This window comes from Nonomuraea ceibae (assembly GCF_019396325.1).
Classification (GTDB): Bacteria; Actinomycetota; Actinomycetes; order Streptosporangiales; family Streptosporangiaceae; genus Nonomuraea; species Nonomuraea ceibae.
The window spans coordinates 131,338-148,035 of sequence record NZ_JAHKRO010000007.1; the positions used below are offsets into that span (position 1 = coordinate 131,338).

The following is a 16,698-nucleotide window of genomic DNA, read 5'->3' on the forward strand; positions in this document are numbered from 1 at the left end:
ATCGGTAGATCGTTCAAGCGGCCAATCCCGACACAGACTTCACAGCGCCGCCGAGCTCGCCATTCCTGGCGACGCCCGACACTGCCTCAAGCACGGATCGAACCGCATCGACAGTGCGCCTGCCGAAAATGCGTCCGTGCAGGTCAAGCGGCGTTGGAGTATTCGTGGAGGATTCCGCCGAGTCGATCGTGTCGGCGGATGTTCAGATCGAGGATGCGCGCCGGTTTGGATCGGGTCGGGTGCGGCGCGGAGTGGGGCGGCTTGGTCGAGAGCTTGATGAGCGCGATGCTCGTTGCAGAGACGCTCATACTCGCCGAGAGCGTGGCGTAGATGGAGTTCATCCGCGGCATCCGAGTGCCGGTGAGCTCAGTCTGGATACCGGTTTCGGCGAGAATCCCATCCATGAGAGCGGGAACTTGCCGTCTCGGTCGCGAATCAGGAACCGTGCCCGGCAGGTCCGGGCATGCTGCCGTTTCACGATCTCGCGGTGCCAGCGCAGGATGGGGTCCGGGCGGACGACAAGCCGGAGCCGGCGCAAGACTGCGCGGGGAAGCGAGGTCAGGAGAGTCGCCAGGAAGAAGCGGTCTTCGGGGGTGAACCTGACCCGCACATCCGCGCCGAGCCGCCGTTCCAAGATTATGATCTGATGACGCAGCGCGAGAATCTCGACGTCCTTGTCACGATCACTCATCGGCAGTAGCCGTAGCGCGGCGAATGCGTTCGTGACGGTCAGACAGGCCGGACGAAGAAGCGTGAACGGTCATCATGCCGCACCAGCAGCCTCCCCGGACGGGTTTTTCGGCAGGCTACACACCCGCCTTGTGGGCATTCGCGCAGCTTATTGCCCTCTATCTTGTAGGACAATAAGTCAGGCGCCGAGCGGCCCGGTGGTCCTCGCGTGGCCGATGGCGAGGATGCCATCGCGCGACTTGAGCAGGTGGGCGCGCATGAGCCGGTCCGCGTGGTCCTCCTCGCCGCGGAGGATCGCGTTGCCGATGTCGCGATGGAACCGGGCGGAGCCGGCCACCGAGAGCTCGTGGTCGGGAGCGGCGGCCCGGATGACCCGGGTCGTCTGCAGGTGGTAGGCCATGACGTGCAACTGGCCGCCCAGACGGCTCAGGACCTCGTTGTCGGCGAGGTCGAGCACCAGGTGGTGGAAGCGCTCGTTCACGTCCATGTAGCCGGCCGGCTCGCCGCCCTGGAGGAACGTGGCGTTCTCCCGCAGCACCTCCCGCAGCACGGCCTCGTGCTCGCCCTGGCCGATGCGGCGGGCCGCGAGCGGCGCCGCGCTTCGGCTCGACGACGACCAGCCCCTCGCCGGCCAGCCGCCCCAGCGCCTCTCGCACAGGGCCACGGCTCACGCCCAGTTCCTGTGTCCAGTCGGCCTCGATCAGCCGCTGGCCGCCGACGAGCTGACCACGCTTGATGCGCTCGCGAAGCTCGCCGGCGATGCGCTCGACGACCGACGACCCGCTCTCGGACACGACCCTGGGCATGGGTGCATCGTGGCAGTGTTCGACTCGATCGTCCGACAAGAGTGTCGGTCACTTCACCCGGTTTCCGGCCGCGTGAACCGAGTCTGCCGCAACGCGGCCTCGACGCGTTCGGCGAAGCCGAGCACGGCGGTCGCCGCGGAGACGGGGTCGCCGGACGCAACCGCCGCGAACTCGACGTCCGGCTCCACCCAGTCCGCCGCGAAGCGGTACCAGTCCACCGGCGTGGTCGGTTCCGCGGTCAGCGCCTTGCGCACCTCGGCGAACCACCGCTCCCAGCGCGAGCGGAAGTAGCCGCCCACCAGACCCGCCCAGCTCCGGGTGGCGTATTCGGTCAGCACGAACGAATCCTCGTAACCCCAGCTCGTGAGGAGCCGTTTGGCCTCGGTCGCCAGCCGCACGGATTCGTCCGGCGTGCCTCCCCACCGTCTCGCGTCGGCGACCCAGCGCCCGAGGAGGAAGTTCTCGTCGGTTGAGAGGACCGCGTCCTGGACCTCGACGCCGTCGAGGAAGAGCGCCACCAGGCGGTCGTACTGGTCCAGGTCCTTCGCGTCGGCGGCCTCGGCGAGGGCCGGAAGGACGCGTCGCGCCTCGTCATCGACCACCTGACGAGCGAGGTCGACGAGATCGAACCGGAATCCGGGCGTCAGCTCGGCGGGAGCGCCGGACAACATCAGACGCAACGCGGGCACCAGCGCTCCGGCCGGATAGCCGAGTGCTCGCGGACCCACCGTGCTCGCCTGGTTGGCGCGCAGGCTCGGGACGGCCGCGATCACCGAGTCGGTGCCCGCGTAGAACTCGAACTCGATGCCGTCGATCGCTCCGGCGACCTCGTTGTCGTTCATCGGAAACCACGACCCGGTGGGAGCCGCGTGGGCGGCGGCATCGACGGCCGTGCCGGACAACGCCGTGCTCCACTCCGCGGGCGCGGGAGCCGGGCCGGCGCCCCGCCACGACGCGTACGCGGTGGCCAGCAGGATCCGCCAGGCTTCGCGCAGCTCCGGGCGCGCGGTGCCGTACCGGGCCGCCGTCCACGACGCCAGCCAGCCGTCCAGCTCGATCCGGTCGCGCTGCCACGCCACATCGTGGAAGAGGTCCCAGACGACCGGATTGTTCCCGACGCCTTCCGCCATGTTCGCGAGCCCCGTCAACCGCCGCGTACCCGCCCTGCCGAGCTTCGCGGGGGTTTCCGCGATCGCCGCCAGGTCGCCGTACAGCGACGTCCGGCCGCCGTAGTTGGGCAGGATCCCGTACACCCACGGGGTGTCGTCGAACGCGTCGAGCCGCTCCCAGGACTCGCCGGTCAGGTCGATCACGAGGAGATGCTCGCGGTCAACGGCGTCGAGCAGTTCGCGGCGCGGGTTCCCGACCCACGCCTGCAGGACCCAGGTGTAGGCGGGGTCGGCTCGCCGCATTCCCGCCTCGACGCCGCGGGCGGCCTCGGCCAGCGGCACGCCGCCGGACTTGCCGCCCTCGTGGAGCAGGTCGACGGCCCACATGCCGCCCGCGTCGAAGAGGCGGCGCTGCTCGGCGTAGAACGCGTCCGCGACGGCGTCGTAGTGCGGCGTGTCGCAGGCCAGCCAGTCCGGGCGTTCTGGGCCGGCCATGTCGAGGAACCACTTGCCCTGCGGGATCGTACGGGCACCGGGATTCCGCTCGGCGAACCCGCGCGGCACCGTCCCGCTGAAACCGGGCAGGACCGCCCGCATTCCCAGCTCGCGCATGCGGCCCAGCACCTGGCGGGCGAGCTCGGCACGGCGTTCGATGAGGTCGAGACTCGTTCCATCGCCGAAGTGCTCGATGTTGTTGAGCCACTGCCATGGCTGGTGGGACGGCGGGGCGATCCAGGCGAGCAGTTCGTCCTGCCGGTAGCCGAATTGCTGGAAGGTGCTGAGCCACACCGCCTCCTGCCCGAGGGTGAGCTGCACGGTGTTGACTCCGCTCGCCGCGAGCAGGTCCAGTTCCCGCTGCCACTGGTCCCAGTCGAAGTACGGCGTCGTGTACCCGCCGACCGTGATGTTGTGCGCGAGGCGGATGGGGTATCCGCACCGCATCTCGATCGGCGCTCCTTCGATGAGCTCACCCGAGATGGGCCGGACGCCGAAACGCGACACGCTGCCGAGACCCGTCCGCCGGGCGTACGCGGCGTAGGCCGACACCGCTGCCACGACGTCGCTCGCGCGGATCCGCAGGCGGCCCCCGGAGGCGTCGACGGCGAAGGCCGAGTGATCTCCAGGGACCGTCATCGGCGAGATCACGATACGGTCGGCCGGCAGCCCGCTGAGGCGGGAGATCGCGGCGACCGCGGCCGTGAACGAGACGCTGTCCGTTGACATGAAGTTCCATCCTCCTGGTACGTCAGGGGCCGGGGCGATCATTTGTCCACGCGCTGGGGTCTGACCCGGAGCACCGTGAGTGATCCGAGGAACGCGAACACGCCGCCCACGACGAAGAGCGCGGGATAGCCGCCGAGCCTCTCCACCGCCAGCGCGGCGGCGAAAGGCGCGATGACCTGGGGCGCGGTGAGAGCGATGTGGAAGACACCCAGGTCACGACCGGCGTCGCCGGTCTTGGGCAGCACGAGGGTCGCGAGGGAGAGGTCCACGCCGAGGAACGCGCCAAGGGCGAATCCGCTCAGCCCGGCCTGGACGAGGAACATGGTCCAGCTCGGCGAGAACAGGGGCAGGACGATCGAGGACGTGAGGAGCAGGGACGAGATCAGCACGAAGCCCCGGTGCCGGCCCAGCCGATCCACGAGCGGTCCGGCGACCAGGGTGCCGATGGTGAGGAACACGATGCTGGTCGTCTGTGCCGTCGCCACCGCGGCGGTGGGCGTGAGTCCCGCCGGCAGCTCGACGTAGTCCTGAAGGATGTACAGGCCGAAGCCGAAGACGATGTAATAGCCCATGTAGATGACGGCGCGGGAGACGAACACCCAGCGATAGTCGCGATCACGCAGACTGCTGAACATCGCCATGAACTGCCGCCCGATAGGCGTCCGCTCAAGCCGCGGATCGTCCAGCGCCGTGCTGGAGCGGTCGCGGACGAGTATCGCGGAGATGACGGACGCGATCAGGAAGAGGCCGCCGAGGAGCGCGTAAGCGACCATGGGCGAGCCGGCCAGCGCCGCACCCAGTTGAACGCCGATGACGCCGCCCACGGGGATGCCGACGCCCTGCACGGTGCTGGCGAGTCCGTGCCGCCTCGGCGGAACGCCCTCCGGGATCGTGGCCAGGATGATGTTGAGGCCGATGTTGATCGTGGCCTGGATCAGGAAGGAGCCGATCACCAGGCCGGTCACGGTGGAGACCGCTCCGGTGAGTACGAGCGCGGCCGCGGTCGTGACGCCGCCGGCGAGGATCCACGGCGATCGGCGGCCCCAGCGGGTTCGCGTACGGTCCGACATCAGTCCCACCAGCGGCGGTATGCCGAACGAGGCGATCGCGCTCACGCTGGTGACGAGGGCCAGGGTGGCGACGGCATCATCGCCGGCGGCGGACCTCACCTGCGTGGGCAGGAGCACGGTGAGGGCGGCGTTGTTGGCGGCGTAACCGAAGACGTTCACGAGGAACATCGCGGTGAGGAGCGGCGCGATGCGTCTCAGGGGCGCCGGGGCGGCGGCGGTCTCGGTTCCGCTTCCTGTCGCGGGATAGGCAGTCATGGGGGGTCCTCTGTTCTCACGTCACGGCTCTGAGACGGGCGATGCCGATGAGGCCCGCCGATCAGACGTGTGTTCGCTCACCTGCGGTTGATCGCTTTCAGGCGATCGAGCACGGCGCGCTCACAGGAGGTGAGCATTGGCGCTGCGGCCGAGAGAAGCCAGCAAATGCCATGAAAGTACCGGAATCGGTCAATAACGGCGTGGCCGCTGCGGCGTGTCTCGGCGATCGTGGTGGCACCGAGTCGCCGGCGGCCCGGAAACCCCCGGGCACCCGTTCCAGAGAGGTTCGATATGGATGTCACCGTCAACAAGCCTGCCTGCGTGGGCGCGGGCCAGTGCGCCCTGGTCGCCGGAGAGCTGTTCGACCAGGACGACGACGGCATCGTGATCATGCTGAAGCCGACGATCGGTCCCTCCGACGAGGCGACCGTGAGACGCGCGGCGACGTTGTGCCCGGCTCGCGCCATCAGGATCGCGGAGTAACAGGGGATGCCATCTGGTGCGCGATCAGAGGTGCTCATCGTCGGCGCGTCGGTGGCGGGGCTGTCCACGGCCGGAACGCTGCGTGACGAGGGCTTCCCGGGCGGAATCACCATGATCGGCGATGAGGACGCGCTGCCGTACGGCAGGCCCCCGCTGTCCAAGCAGATCCTGTCCGGCGAGTGGCCGATCGACGAGTCCGCGTTGTGCACACCGGCTGAGCTGGACAGACTCGGCATCAGGCTCGTACGGGGAACGGCAGCGGTGTCACTCGATCCTTCCGAGCGGGTCGTGACCACGGCCTCGGGTGACGACATGCGCTACGGCACCCTCGTGGTGGCCACCGGGGCATCCGCCCGCCGGCCGCCCTACGGCGACGGCCTCGGGGGCGTCCACTGTCTTCGTACCCGCGCCGACGCCACGGCCCTGCGAGCGGACCTCGCCACAGCCCGGCACGCCGTCGTGGCAGGCGCGGGCGTCCTGGGGTCGGAGATCGCCGCCGGCCTGCGCAAGCTCGGTCTCGCGGTGACCCTCGTCGGACGGTCACCGGAGCTGCGCCTCGCGCAGGCGGGCGCCTTGTTGTCGCCGCTCATCGCGCGACTGCACCGCGAGCACGGCGTCGATCTGCGACTCGGTGAGGAGGTCGTCGCGCTCCGCGGCGCAGACCGGGTGTCGGCCGCGAGGTTGTCCGGCGGCGACGTCATCGAGACGGATCTCGTGGTCGCGGCCATCGGATGCGTCCCCAACACCGGCTGGCTGTCATCGAGCGGGCTCGACGTGTCCAACGGGGTCGTCTGCGACTCCGCGGGCCGTGCCGCTCCCGGCGTCTTCGCCGCGGGCGACGTGGCGGCCTGGACCGACCCCGCAACGGGGATCCCCGCCCGGGTCGGGCACCAGCTCAACGCCGCCGAGCAGGCGCAGATCGTCGCCCGGACCATCGCCACCGGCGCCGTACCCACCGCGCAACCGGTCCCGTTCTTCTGGTCGGAGCTGTTCGGCACCAAGATCCAGGTCTTCGGGCGCTGCGACGGTGTCTCGCTGGACACGATCGCGGGCGACACCTCGTCGGGGCGCTTCGTCGCCGCCGTCCAGCGAGACGGAGTCGTCACCGGAATCGTCGGGTGGAACATGCCGCGCGACTTCCGTATCGCCCGGGAGCGGGTCGGCCGTCCGGCCGAAGGTCTCGACCGATCAAGACAACGTGTTCACTGACAGGAAGGTAGCGATCGTGACGGACTCGCTTTCCACCACACCCGACACCACGGCGGCGGGCTGCCCGTTCCACACCGCCGTCACCATGCCGTTCGACGGGACGCCGCAGCGGCCGTCGTCCCGCTTCGCCGAATGGCGGGCACAGGCTCCGGCGACGCGGATGAAGGCGTCCGACGGAAACGTCGGCTGGTTCGTGACCCGGCACGCCCTCGCCCGCGCCGTGCTCGGGGACGCGAGGTTCAGCCAGCAACCGCAGCGGTTCCCCCTCGGGCCGACCCGCTCCTTCGGCGACGCGGACGAGGACGCGCTGCGCTCGATCGCGTCCGGAAACCTGCTCTCGCTCGACTCGCCGCAGCACGTGAAACTGCGGCGGGCGGTGATCGGCCGTTTCTCCGTCAAGTCCGCCCAGAGCCATAGAGCGGCCATCGCGGCGTTCACGGGGAAGCAGCTTGAGCGATTTCTCACCCACGGCTCACCCGCGGACCTGTACAAGCACTACGCGGAGCCCGTGTCCGTGTTCGCCCACTGCCGCGTGCTCGGGATCCCCGATGACCACATCGAGGGGTTCACGGCGGCCTACGTCGAGGAGGCGCCGCTGGACCTGATGTTCGGCTTCGTCCGGACACTGCTCGACGTCAAGAAGGACGACCTCGGAGAGGACGTCGTCAGCGATCTGCTGCGATCCGAACTCTCACGACACGAGATCGAGGGAATCCTGACCCTGCTGATGGCCGCGGGCCGCGACGCTGTCGCGCACATCATCGCGACCGGCGCCGCCCTGCTGCTCTCCCGTCCCGCGCAGCTTGAGAGGCTGAGATCCGAGCCGGCCCTGATCTCGACCGCGGTGGAGGAGTTCGTCAGGTACGGCGGGATGTTCGTGTCCGTCTTCCCCAGGACGGCGACCGAGGACGTCGTCCTGGAAGGCATGCGCATCCGTAAGGGTGAGTCGGTGTGGGTATCGCCCGCGGCGGCCAACCGCGACGAGAGACGCTTCGCGAACCCCGACGAGTTCGACGTCGGCCGCGACGCGTTCGGGCACCTCGGATTCGGATACGGGACGCACGGCTGCGTCGGGCAGCAACTGGCGCGGGTGGTGATCGCCGAGGCAATCACCCAGCTGGTCGCGGGTGTGCCCTCTCTCACGCTCGTGTCCGCAGAGCAGGACGGCCACCTGCCCTTCGCGGGCGACCTGCCGACCTACCAGACAGGAGCGGTGTTCGTTGCGTGGAAGTGAGCGCCGGGACGCGGCGGGCGGCACCGCGTCCGGCGGGACGATGCGCTGGCAGACACTTCCGTCCGGGGTGCCGGCGAGCACGGAATGGTCTCATTCCGGCATAGCGCTGGATCGGGAGGGGAACCTGTTCTGGGCGCACCCCGGCGGCGGGGCGGTTCTGGTCCGGCGAGCGCTCGACGGCGGTGTCGAGCAGATCGAGGTGCCCCTGCTCGAAATCCACGGGATCAGCTACGACCCTCGCCATGGAGGTGCGCTCTGGCTCGCGGATCCGGGTTTCAAGCCGCGACCGCCGGACTACGACGTCGAGGCACGCGAAGGCCGCGGTGGCCGCCTCGACCTCAGGACGCGACAGTTCACCGCGTTGAGCCGGCCGTCGCACCCGGCGTACGCGAAGGATCCCTGGCGGCCCACCTCCATCGCGGTCGACGGGCCGGCCGTCTTCGTCGCCGACGGCTACGGCGCGAGCCTCGTCCACCTCTACGGCGACCGCGGGCACGAAAGGACCATCGACGGCTCCGAATCGGGGCTGCCCTTCGCGTGCCCGCACGGCCTCGTGATCACCGAAACGGATCGCGGCCGGGAGTTGGTCGTGGCCGACAGGGGCAACCGGCGGCTGGTCACCTTCGGGCTGGACGGCGCATACCACGGCACCTTTACCCACCCCGGGCTGAGGAGTCCGACCTGCCTCGCCGTACGAGAGCGCGAACTCATCGTGACCGACCTCGACGGCGCGCTGACCGCGGTGGACCTGGAGACGGGCGCGCTTCGGCACATCATCCCGTTTCCCGCCGCCGGCAAGAGAGACGGCTGGCCGAACGCCCGGCGCGGCGGCACCCTGAGCCGACCCGACCTGGTCGAGGGCACGCTCAACAGTCCCCACGGCGTGGCTGCCGGGCCCGACGGCTCCATCTACCTCACCGAGTACGTCATCGGTGGCCGCGAGGTCCGGCTGACGCCGTAGCCGGACGGCGAGAGTCCGGGCCCCAGGGCCACGACGGGTGAGCCGGCGCGGCGGCTACGCTGAGTGGAGAGCACGGGGGACCGGGCTGCGCGAAAGAAGGACCAGGGTCAATGCGTATCGTCTATGAGCATCTTGAGCCGGAATTCCCGGTCAACTGGCGCTACACTCGGTTCCAGGAGCCCCGGCTGGATGCTTACTGGCATTTTCATCACGATTACGAGCTGACCTACATCCTCAACGGAAACGGCACCCGCCTGGCCGGGAGCTCGGTGGAGGAATACCGGCCCGGAGACCTTTCCCTGTTCGGTCCCGATTTGCCGCACACGTACGTGTCGACGCCCGAGAGCGAGCCGATCGAGGCGATCGTCGTCCATTTCACCCGGGATTTTCTCGGCCCGGAGTTTTTCGACTCACCGGTGTTCGGAAACGTCGGGCGCATGCTCGACGACTCGCTGCGCGGCATCCACTTTCCTGACGTGGTCCCCCCGCTCGCGGGCCTTGACCGGCTCGCGGCCCCGGAGCGGACGGTCGAGCTGATCAGGATCCTCGTCATGCTGAGCCGGGCGCCCTACATCCTGCTCGCGACGGGACGGAGCCCGTCCGTTCTCCACCACGGCACCGCGCTGCGGATCCAAGCCATGATGAAGGTGATTCATTCCGGTTACACGGCCCGGTTGTCGCTGGACGACATCGCAGCGGCGGCGCACATGAACGCCAGCGCCGCCAGCCGGCTGTTCTCCCGCAGCACCGGTTTCACCGTCTCCCACTACGTGAACCTCGTCCGCGTCAACCGGGCCTGCCAGTTGTTGCGCGACACGGATCGCTCGGTTTCGGTGATCGCCGCCGACTCCGGATTCGGGAACCTCTCCAATTTCAACCGCCGTTTCCGCGAACTCAAGAACATGTCGCCCCGTGAGTATCGCGCGAACTTCCGGGTCGAATTGGAGGCGGTCGGCGGCAGGGACCTCCGCGGCGTCCGGGTGGATCTGCGCGAGCTCCGCAGCCGGCGTGGGAGCCGTGTTTAGGCGCCCGGTCCCGGGCCGCTCCAGTCGGCCGTGCCATCGACCCCGCACGACCGAGAAGCGTCACGAGCCCATCGAACCCTGCTGATGCGGCTGCCGCTGCCGCCGCTGCGGATCCCGCGCGTGCTGGGGGTCGATGACTTCGCGCTCAAGCGCCGGCACCGGTATGCCACCATCCTCATCGACGCCGAGACGGGCGAGCGGATCGATGTCCTGCCCGGCCGCGGGGCCGAGGTCCTGGAAACGTGGCTGCGCTCCCACCCGGGGGTCGCGATCGTTCGCCGCGACGGGTCAGGCGCCTACGGCGAGGCGGTCCGGCGTGCCCTACCGGATGCGGGGCAGGCCGGCCGGCCGCGCTCCTCGGCTCGCACATGTCCAGCCCTTCGTGGCGCTGGTGAGCCCGCTGGGCCGTCGGCCGGCCTTGCAGGCATGTGCCCTGGCGGCGACACCGCGCCGGCGACGCACCCGTACGAGATCCGCACAGTCTGAGATCGCACTGGACGACGATGATCACGTATGCGAACATGAGTTCGACAATTTCCCGCCTGAATGGAGTGCATGTGCGCTTCTCCAACTCTGGCCGTGCTTCTCTCCCCCACCGATTAGTCGCCCTGGCCGGCTCCCTGTTCCTGGCAGCGGCCCTGCTGGTCACCCAGGCGCCCGCCGCCTCGGCCGCCGACACCGTCACCGACCTCGGCGTACCCGCCGGCAGGGGCGGCGACGTGGTAGGGCACACCGGCAAGATCTTCGTCGCCGCCGACGACCGGATCGTGGTCACCAAGAGCGACGGCACGCTCATCGACACGATCGGCGGCCTGTCCGGCGCCCTGGCCCTGTCCGTGGCGGACAACGGCAGGCATGTGTACGCGGCGCTGCGCGACTCGCATGAAGTGATCGAAATCGACATGGCGACGCTCGCCATCACCAGGCGGGTCGACCTCAGCGCCTACCCGTGCCCGTCCACGCTGGCGCAGGCGTACGAGCGGGTGTGGGTCGGCTACGGGTGCGGCCAGGCGGGGGCCGGAGGCGTCGTCACGCTCGAGACGTGGAGGCCCACACCCGCCCTCGTGCCGGTCGAGTCGGGCACGACGCAGCCTCCGCTGGTCGCCGTTGCCGGGCGCACGCTGGCAGTGGGAGAGCCGGGCGCCGGCCCTGCCTCGATCAGGCTGTACGACGTCGGCACCGCTCCGGCCACCCCGCTCGGCGAGATGCGCGCCGGCACGGCCCTGCGGGACCTCGCGCTCGCCGGCCACGGGTCGACGGCGCTGTCGGCGCTGGCCGACACCCACCGGTTCGACGCCTGGGACACGACGACCAGAACCACGACACGCGCGTACGACAGCGGCGAGCTGAGCGAGCACGGCCTCCCCGCCGCCGTCGCGGCCAGCCAGGACGACGACTACGTCGTGGGCGGCTGGAACTCCACCGCGGGCGACGCGGCGGAGCTCGTGGTGTACGACCCGGCCACGGCGGAGGTGATCTACTCGGCCGGCCACCAGGGGAAGACGCTGGTGCCGGGCAGCATCGCCTTCTACGGCGTACTCACCTACGCGGTGCTGAAGGAGCCCGGCACCGGGCGGATGCACCTCTGGCGGCTGCCGCATTCGCCGTACCACTCCTCCACCCTGACCATGACGGCTCCGTCCGAGGCGACCGCGCTCAAGCAGCTGACCTTCCACGGGCGGCTCACGCTGAGCACCGGCGCGCTGCCCGGCGTACAGACGCTTGAGCTGTACAGCTGGCTCCCCGACGGCACCTCGCGGCCCTTCCGGGAAGTCACCACGGAGGCGGACGGCACCTACCAGTTCACCGACACCGCACCGGCAGGAGGGTCGTACGAATACAGGTTGTCCTGGCCGGGCAACTCATGGTTCCGGAGCAGCTGGGACACGGCTGTCGTCGCGGTGAGCCGGTACCAGCCGGTGCTCACGGTGACCGGCCCGCAGACCGGCACCGTCGGCGAGCCACTCGCCTTCAGCGGAACGTTCGCCGCCGACGGCATCACCTTCCCGCCCGGCGTTGTCCTCGTCGTCCGTACCGTCTCCAATTCCGAGGGCAGTACCTCGAAGAGTTTGGCCAAGATAACCACCGGTGCCGACGGGTCGTTCAGCTTCGCCGACACGCCCGAGACGGCCGGCAAGTACACGTACGTCATCCGATCGGTGGCGAACTCGGCCGTCGAGTCGGCGAGGACCAGCCACGTGATGCTCGTCCGCCAGCCCACCACGTAACTCCGACGGGGTGACGGCGATCCGAATCGCCGTCACCCATGTCATATCGTTGAACCACGAAAACCCCAGCCCGCTCGGGTCCTCCCGCACGAACCGATGCGGGCCGCGCGACCGCCCATCGTTCGGCAGGCCACCGGCGTCGTCCTACGCCAGCTCCGGGCCCGTCATTATGTGGAGTCTGTTCTGTCAAGCGGGGCTATTCGCTATCAGCTGGCCGGTTTCGTGCAGAACCTGGACAATCGCCTGGCGTGATGGGGATTTCCGGGTTCGAGCCGACCTTTCTTGTCGGGCTCGAAGCTGTCCGCGTGCAGCACGGACCGGGCCTTGCCGCGCGATCGCGCGTTTCGTCGAGGACGGGGACCGGTTCGCCGACGGCACCCTCGCGGTGGAGTTCGCCGGTTGATCTCGATGACCGGCAGCCGGTGCGCGAGCCCGCGTAGCCGCGTACAGCGGATCGAAATCGGCTTCCCGTAGCATCCGGACATCCTGGACCGACACGGGAGGGGACGATGCAGAACCGGCCATCGCGTTCCACGTCCTGGTGGCGATTCTGCCCTCCATGAAAGCCCCCGGACCATTAGCCGGGCATCCGCGCAATTAGACACCTTGGACAACCAGAAGGATCGGCACCTACTGATACGCGAAACGGGGGAGGCTGCATGCCAGACACGCAGGGCGATCGGCTCGAAATCGCCGGGAGGATCGGGCCGGTGGAGTTCCGGGTGTTGGGCGCGGTGGAAGTGCTCAAGGACGGGGATCGCGTCAACCTGGGCGGGGCGCGGGAACAGACGCTGCTCGGCGCGCTGCTCCTGCATGCGAACGAGCCCGTGAGCGTCGGGTATCTCGTCGAGTCCGTGTGGGATCGCCCGCTGGCGTCCCCGGAGACGAATCTGCGGAGTTATGTGTCCAGGCTGCGCCGCCGGCTGGACGTGGTGCCGCATGGCGGGGACCGGCTGCTCACCCGTAGCGGTGGCTATCTGCTCGTGGTTCAGCCGGGCGAGCTGGACGCCGACGTCTTCGAGCGGCTGCTGGACGAGGCCGAGCGCGCGCTCGCCGCGGATGACCTGTCCCGGGCGGTGACGGCGCTGCGGCAGGCGGTGGACCTGTGGCGGGGCGCGCCCATGCAGGGCGGCCGGGCGGGGCCCGCGCTGTGTTCGGAGCTCACCCGGCTGACCGAACGGAGGTTGTGGGCGTTGGAGCGTTACTACCACACGAGGATCCGGCTCGGCGAGCACGCGGCGGCCTCCAACGACCTGCACCGGCTCGTCGCGCATCATCCGTTGCACGAGGAGCTCTGGGCCCTGCTCATCGTCGCGCTCTACCGCTCGGGTCGCCGCGCCGAGGCGCTGGCGGCTTACACGCGCGTGCGGAACCGGCTGGCCGACGAGCTGGGGATCGCGCCAGGGCCCCGGCTCCGGCAGCTCCATGCCGCGGTCCTGCACGACGATCCCGCACTCGCGCCCCGCCGGCCGGCCGACGACCTGGCGGAGCTCAAACCGCTGCCGACATAGCCCTGTGCGGTCACCGCCTGTCCGCCACCGCCTGCGACTCGGGAGAGGGCCACGGATCCCGGCGGCGCCGGTACCTCAGGTGCATGGCCGCGTCCGGCCCAGGAGCAGCGGGAGCGCCCTCCCTCCGAAGCCGCCTCGGCTGCTGCTGTATTCCGCTGTGTCGTTCACCCGTGGGAACGGCTCATCGGGCACCGGCACCTCGAGGAATGCGCAGAGCGGTTTCCAGCCGTCGCGGACGTCGAGTACCAGTAACCGGTCCGCGGGTACGGTCTCCCGGATCTGCGCGGTGTGCTCCTCGAACAGCTCGACAGCGCGTTGCGGCGTCTGCTCGGCCAGGAATCGCAGGGCCTTCGCCTCGTACGTCACCTGAAAGAGCCTGACCAGTGGAGCGAGATCCGTGCCGAACATCGACGACAGGAGGACCGCGGCCTTTCCGGGCAGCGAATCGACGCGCCGGCGTCGCTCGTACAGCGTCTTCCGTATGCTGTCCAGCCAGCGTTCGGGGTCGCGCACCGTGTGGACGACCTTCGCCTCCGGATAGCAGCGGACCAGCCTGCGCCAGCAGACGGAGGCCGGCTCGCCCAGCAGTGATGCATACCCGGTGAGGATGCCTTCCCAGGGCGCCGAGTCGTCCTCGATGATCCGGAGCAGCGGCCGGATCAGCTCCGTCCTGTCGAAGATCGCTCCCGCGCTGAAACACGGGCCGAATCCGAGCCGTACCAGCGCGACCTCGAGGGACGTCGTTCCCGTACGGCCCAACCCGGTGGCTATGACCTGCATCGATGTCTGCTCCTGTCTCGTCACGAGGGACGGGGGACGCCTACGTGGAACTGCTGGGCCAGGTGGTCCGAGAAGGCCCCTCCGCCGGCCAGCCGGTGGTTGGAGACGGCCACGTCGCCCTTGGTGTACAGCCAGTCGAGACGCCACAGCGCGGGCAGCGAGTAGTCGCGGACGGGCCACGTGTGAGGCGCCCCCAGGGAGCTCCGGGGCCAGTGCGCCTCCGTACCGGCTCCGAGGGGGTAGAGCTCCATCCAGGGCGTGTTGAAGTCACCCGCCACCACCGCCGGGTTGGGGTTGCCGGCGAGGTCCGCGCGCAGCCTGTCCAGTTCCTTGAGCCGCCAGGTGGCCTGTTCCTCGATCAGCCGGGCGGTCTGCGAGGTGAAGACGCCGGAGAGGCTGCCGCGGAAGGGGTTGTCCCCCAGCCGGAAGGGCGTCGGCAGATGGACGTTGTAGAAGGAGACCGTGCGCCCGTCGATCCGGATGTCGGTGCGCTGGTTCTTCGCCGCCTTCCAGAACCACTGGGAGCCGGTGCCGGGCACGTGCTCATGGTGCGTCGCGACGATGGGCAGCCGGGAAAGAGTGACGAACGTGCTGTCGACGGACAGGTGGTAGCCGGGGAATTCCGTCCGCAGCCGGGCCGACTCGTCGATGCGGAATACGTGGTTGTACGGCGCGGCCTCTTTCGCGTGGAGATATTCCTGCAAGAGATAGACATCGGCATCCTGGCGGCGCAGGAAGGCGTAGAAGTCATCCCTGTCGTCCCACATCTCCCAGTATCCGGTGTTCCAGGCGAACACCTTGATCCCGCCGGAGGCACTGGTGGCGCCTGACCATCCACGGCCGTAACCGGCCAGATAGGCCCCGGCCAGCAGCAGGAGAACCAGGACGACCGAGAGCCAACGGCGGACCGGGCGCGCGAACCACACGAACGCGAGCAGCAGCAGCGGCACCACCACCGCCGTCACCGGAGGAGTGGCCTCGAAGACGGACCACACCCACCACCGCCCGGCGAACAGGATGAGCAGGACGAGGTACGTGATCCACGCCGCCGTGGCGGCCACGAGGAGCCGTGTCCCCTTGCACCAGCGGCGTCGCGCGCCCTGGGTGTCCCGCGGCTCCCCGGTGTCGTCTCCTTCGGGCGGGGACAGGGACGGATTGCCTTCTTGCGCCTGTGCGTGTTCCATCGGAGCGTGCGTCCTAACTGACCTGTCGATAGGTGTCTGACGGTTTCACCCGGCGGATTCCGGCCAGCAGCCCCAGCACGCCGAGGGTCGCGACCACGTGGCCCAGGGTCGTGATGGCCCGGCTCAGCAACAGCAGGGTGACCAGGTCCGGCCCGCCGAGCAGAACGCCGAAGGTGAGGCTGAGCACGGCCTCGCGCACTCCCAGGCCGGCGGGCGCGAACGACAGCCCTCCGGCGACGGCGCTCAGCGCGAACCCCCCGATGCCCAGCGTCATGGCGGACGCCGCGGGCACCCCGAGGGCGATGCCGATGATCGCCGCGTGCAGGCCCGTGCACCACCATCCGAGGACGCCCAGGGCGATCACCGCCAGGGAGACCCTGCCGGTGGGAAGCGTGATCTCACGCTCGCCCCGTCGCAGTAGCCGCTGGCCCAGGCGGATCAGTCGCCTCAGCAGGGGCGGCGCCAGCATGACCACACAGGCGCAGAGCACGAGCGGCACCATCAGCCACCATCGGGGACTGTCCGCCACCAGTTGCGGGAGGGCGAGCAGCCCGACCAGGGTCCCGCCGATCGCCGTCATGATCATCATCACCAGGCCCGCCCCGAGGAGCCTGGTCGCCGGCACTCCGACCCGCCGGGCGAGCGTGGCCTGGGTGACGGTGGGCCACATCGCCCCGGGCAGGTAGATCGTCACCCCGGAGAGGAAATACAGCCAGGCCGCGTCGGTAACGGCGAGGCGTCCGCAGGTGCGCGTCACCAGGAGCCGCCACCCGAAGAATCCGGGGAAATTCGCCATCACGGTGACCCCCACCGCGGCAGCGGCGGCGCCCCAGCCCACGGAGCTCAGGCTGTCCGCGAGGCCATGTCGTACACGCCAGACCTGCCAGCCGAGGAAGACGGCGACGGCCGCGTAGACGGCCACTCTCAGA

The 16,698-nt window shown here is 69.5% G+C and carries 15 protein-coding genes and 2 pseudogenes; 9 read left to right on the plus strand and 8 right to left on the minus strand.

Translation table 11 applies throughout. The annotated features are described in order from the left end of the window. Positions 1 to 143: 143 nt before the first annotated feature. Positions 144 to 404 carry a hypothetical protein gene (locus KME80_RS07545; RefSeq protein ID WP_219501853.1) on the minus strand — a complete coding sequence of 87 codons (261 nt, stop codon included), beginning with the start codon at positions 402 to 404 and terminating at the stop codon, positions 144 to 146. A gap of 59 nt (positions 405 to 463) precedes the next feature. Here KME80_RS07545 and KME80_RS07550 point away from each other — a divergent pair, with 59 nt between their 5' ends. Continuing rightward, positions 464 to 700: a hypothetical protein gene (locus tag KME80_RS07550; RefSeq protein ID WP_219501855.1), complete on the plus strand. Its 237-nt coding sequence runs from the start codon at positions 464 to 466 to the stop codon at positions 698 to 700. Between the two features lie 168 nt (positions 701 to 868). Here the strand turns inward: KME80_RS07550 and KME80_RS50080 are convergent, their stop codons facing one another. The 4 genes and pseudogenes from KME80_RS50080 to KME80_RS07565 all read right to left on the minus strand — a co-directional run bounded on the left by KME80_RS50080 (position 869) and on the right by KME80_RS07565 (position 5,154). Next, a complete protein-coding gene (locus tag KME80_RS50080; protein ID WP_308125649.1) occupies positions 869 to 1,354 on the minus strand; it encodes an FCD domain-containing protein in 486 nt (161 codons plus the stop codon). Further along, positions 1,341 to 1,496 (minus strand): annotated as a pseudogene (locus tag KME80_RS50085) (GntR family transcriptional regulator); the annotation flags it as partial. The pseudogene KME80_RS50085 and the gene KME80_RS50080, both read right to left, overlap by 14 nt. A 53-nt stretch (positions 1,497 to 1,549) precedes the next feature. After that, a complete protein-coding gene (locus KME80_RS07560) occupies positions 1,550 to 3,829 on the minus strand; it encodes an alpha-N-acetylglucosaminidase (protein ID WP_219501857.1) in 2,280 nt (759 codons plus the stop codon). A gap of 38 nt (positions 3,830 to 3,867) precedes the next feature. Further along, on the minus strand, positions 3,868 to 5,154 hold the full coding sequence (locus KME80_RS07565) for an MFS transporter (protein ID WP_219501859.1): 1,287 nt from the start codon (positions 5,152 to 5,154) through the stop codon (positions 3,868 to 3,870). Between the two features lie 291 nt (positions 5,155 to 5,445). Between KME80_RS07565 and KME80_RS07570 the strand changes: the two genes are divergently transcribed. From KME80_RS07570 to KME80_RS07605, 8 genes and pseudogenes are all read left to right on the plus strand, one after another. Then, positions 5,446 to 5,637 carry a ferredoxin gene (locus tag KME80_RS07570; protein WP_219501861.1) on the plus strand — a complete coding sequence of 64 codons (192 nt, stop codon included), beginning with the start codon at positions 5,446 to 5,448 and terminating at the stop codon, positions 5,635 to 5,637. Positions 5,638 to 5,667: 30 nt separating this feature from the next. Next, positions 5,668 to 6,846 carry an NAD(P)/FAD-dependent oxidoreductase gene (locus KME80_RS07575; RefSeq protein ID WP_219501863.1) on the plus strand — a complete coding sequence of 393 codons (1,179 nt, stop codon included), beginning with the start codon at positions 5,668 to 5,670 and terminating at the stop codon, positions 6,844 to 6,846. Positions 6,847 to 6,862: 16 nt separating this feature from the next. Next, positions 6,863 to 8,080 (plus strand): cytochrome P450, encoded by a 1,218-nt coding sequence (locus KME80_RS52640; protein WP_219501865.1) that lies wholly within the window; start codon positions 6,863 to 6,865, stop codon positions 8,078 to 8,080. Between the two features lie 40 nt (positions 8,081 to 8,120). Beyond that, positions 8,121 to 9,041, plus strand: a complete 921-nt coding sequence (locus tag KME80_RS07585; protein ID WP_219501867.1) for an NHL repeat-containing protein — start codon at positions 8,121 to 8,123, stop codon at positions 9,039 to 9,041. Between the two features lie 110 nt (positions 9,042 to 9,151). Continuing rightward, positions 9,152 to 10,066: an AraC family transcriptional regulator gene (locus KME80_RS07590; protein WP_219501869.1), complete on the plus strand. Its 915-nt coding sequence runs from the start codon at positions 9,152 to 9,154 to the stop codon at positions 10,064 to 10,066. A 78-nt stretch (positions 10,067 to 10,144) separates the two neighbouring features. Continuing rightward, a pseudogene (locus KME80_RS07595) lies at positions 10,145 to 10,405 on the plus strand (transposase); the annotation flags it as partial. 218 nt (positions 10,406 to 10,623) lie between these two features. After that, positions 10,624 to 12,294 carry a hypothetical protein gene (locus tag KME80_RS07600; protein ID WP_219501871.1) on the plus strand — a complete coding sequence of 557 codons (1,671 nt, stop codon included), beginning with the start codon at positions 10,624 to 10,626 and terminating at the stop codon, positions 12,292 to 12,294. A 659-nt stretch (positions 12,295 to 12,953) separates the two neighbouring features. Then, positions 12,954 to 13,805, plus strand: coding sequence for an AfsR/SARP family transcriptional regulator (locus KME80_RS07605; RefSeq protein ID WP_219501873.1), 852 nt, complete (start codon positions 12,954 to 12,956; stop codon positions 13,803 to 13,805). A gap of 75 nt (positions 13,806 to 13,880) precedes the next feature. Here KME80_RS07605 and KME80_RS07610 read toward each other — a convergent pair whose 3' ends face one another. From KME80_RS07610 to KME80_RS07620, 3 genes are all read right to left on the minus strand, one after another. Further along, positions 13,881 to 14,585 carry a sulfotransferase family protein gene (locus KME80_RS07610; RefSeq protein WP_219501875.1) on the minus strand — a complete coding sequence of 235 codons (705 nt, stop codon included), beginning with the start codon at positions 14,583 to 14,585 and terminating at the stop codon, positions 13,881 to 13,883. A 20-nt stretch (positions 14,586 to 14,605) separates the two neighbouring features. Continuing rightward, on the minus strand, positions 14,606 to 15,646 hold the full coding sequence (locus tag KME80_RS07615; protein WP_219501877.1) for an endonuclease/exonuclease/phosphatase family protein: 1,041 nt from the start codon (positions 15,644 to 15,646) through the stop codon (positions 14,606 to 14,608). Positions 15,647 to 15,782: 136 nt separating this feature from the next. Continuing rightward, complete coding sequence (locus KME80_RS07620) at positions 15,783 to 16,691, minus strand: lysylphosphatidylglycerol synthase domain-containing protein (RefSeq protein WP_219501879.1); 909 nt, start codon at positions 16,689 to 16,691, stop codon at positions 15,783 to 15,785. Between the last annotated feature and the right edge of the window lie 7 nt (positions 16,692 to 16,698).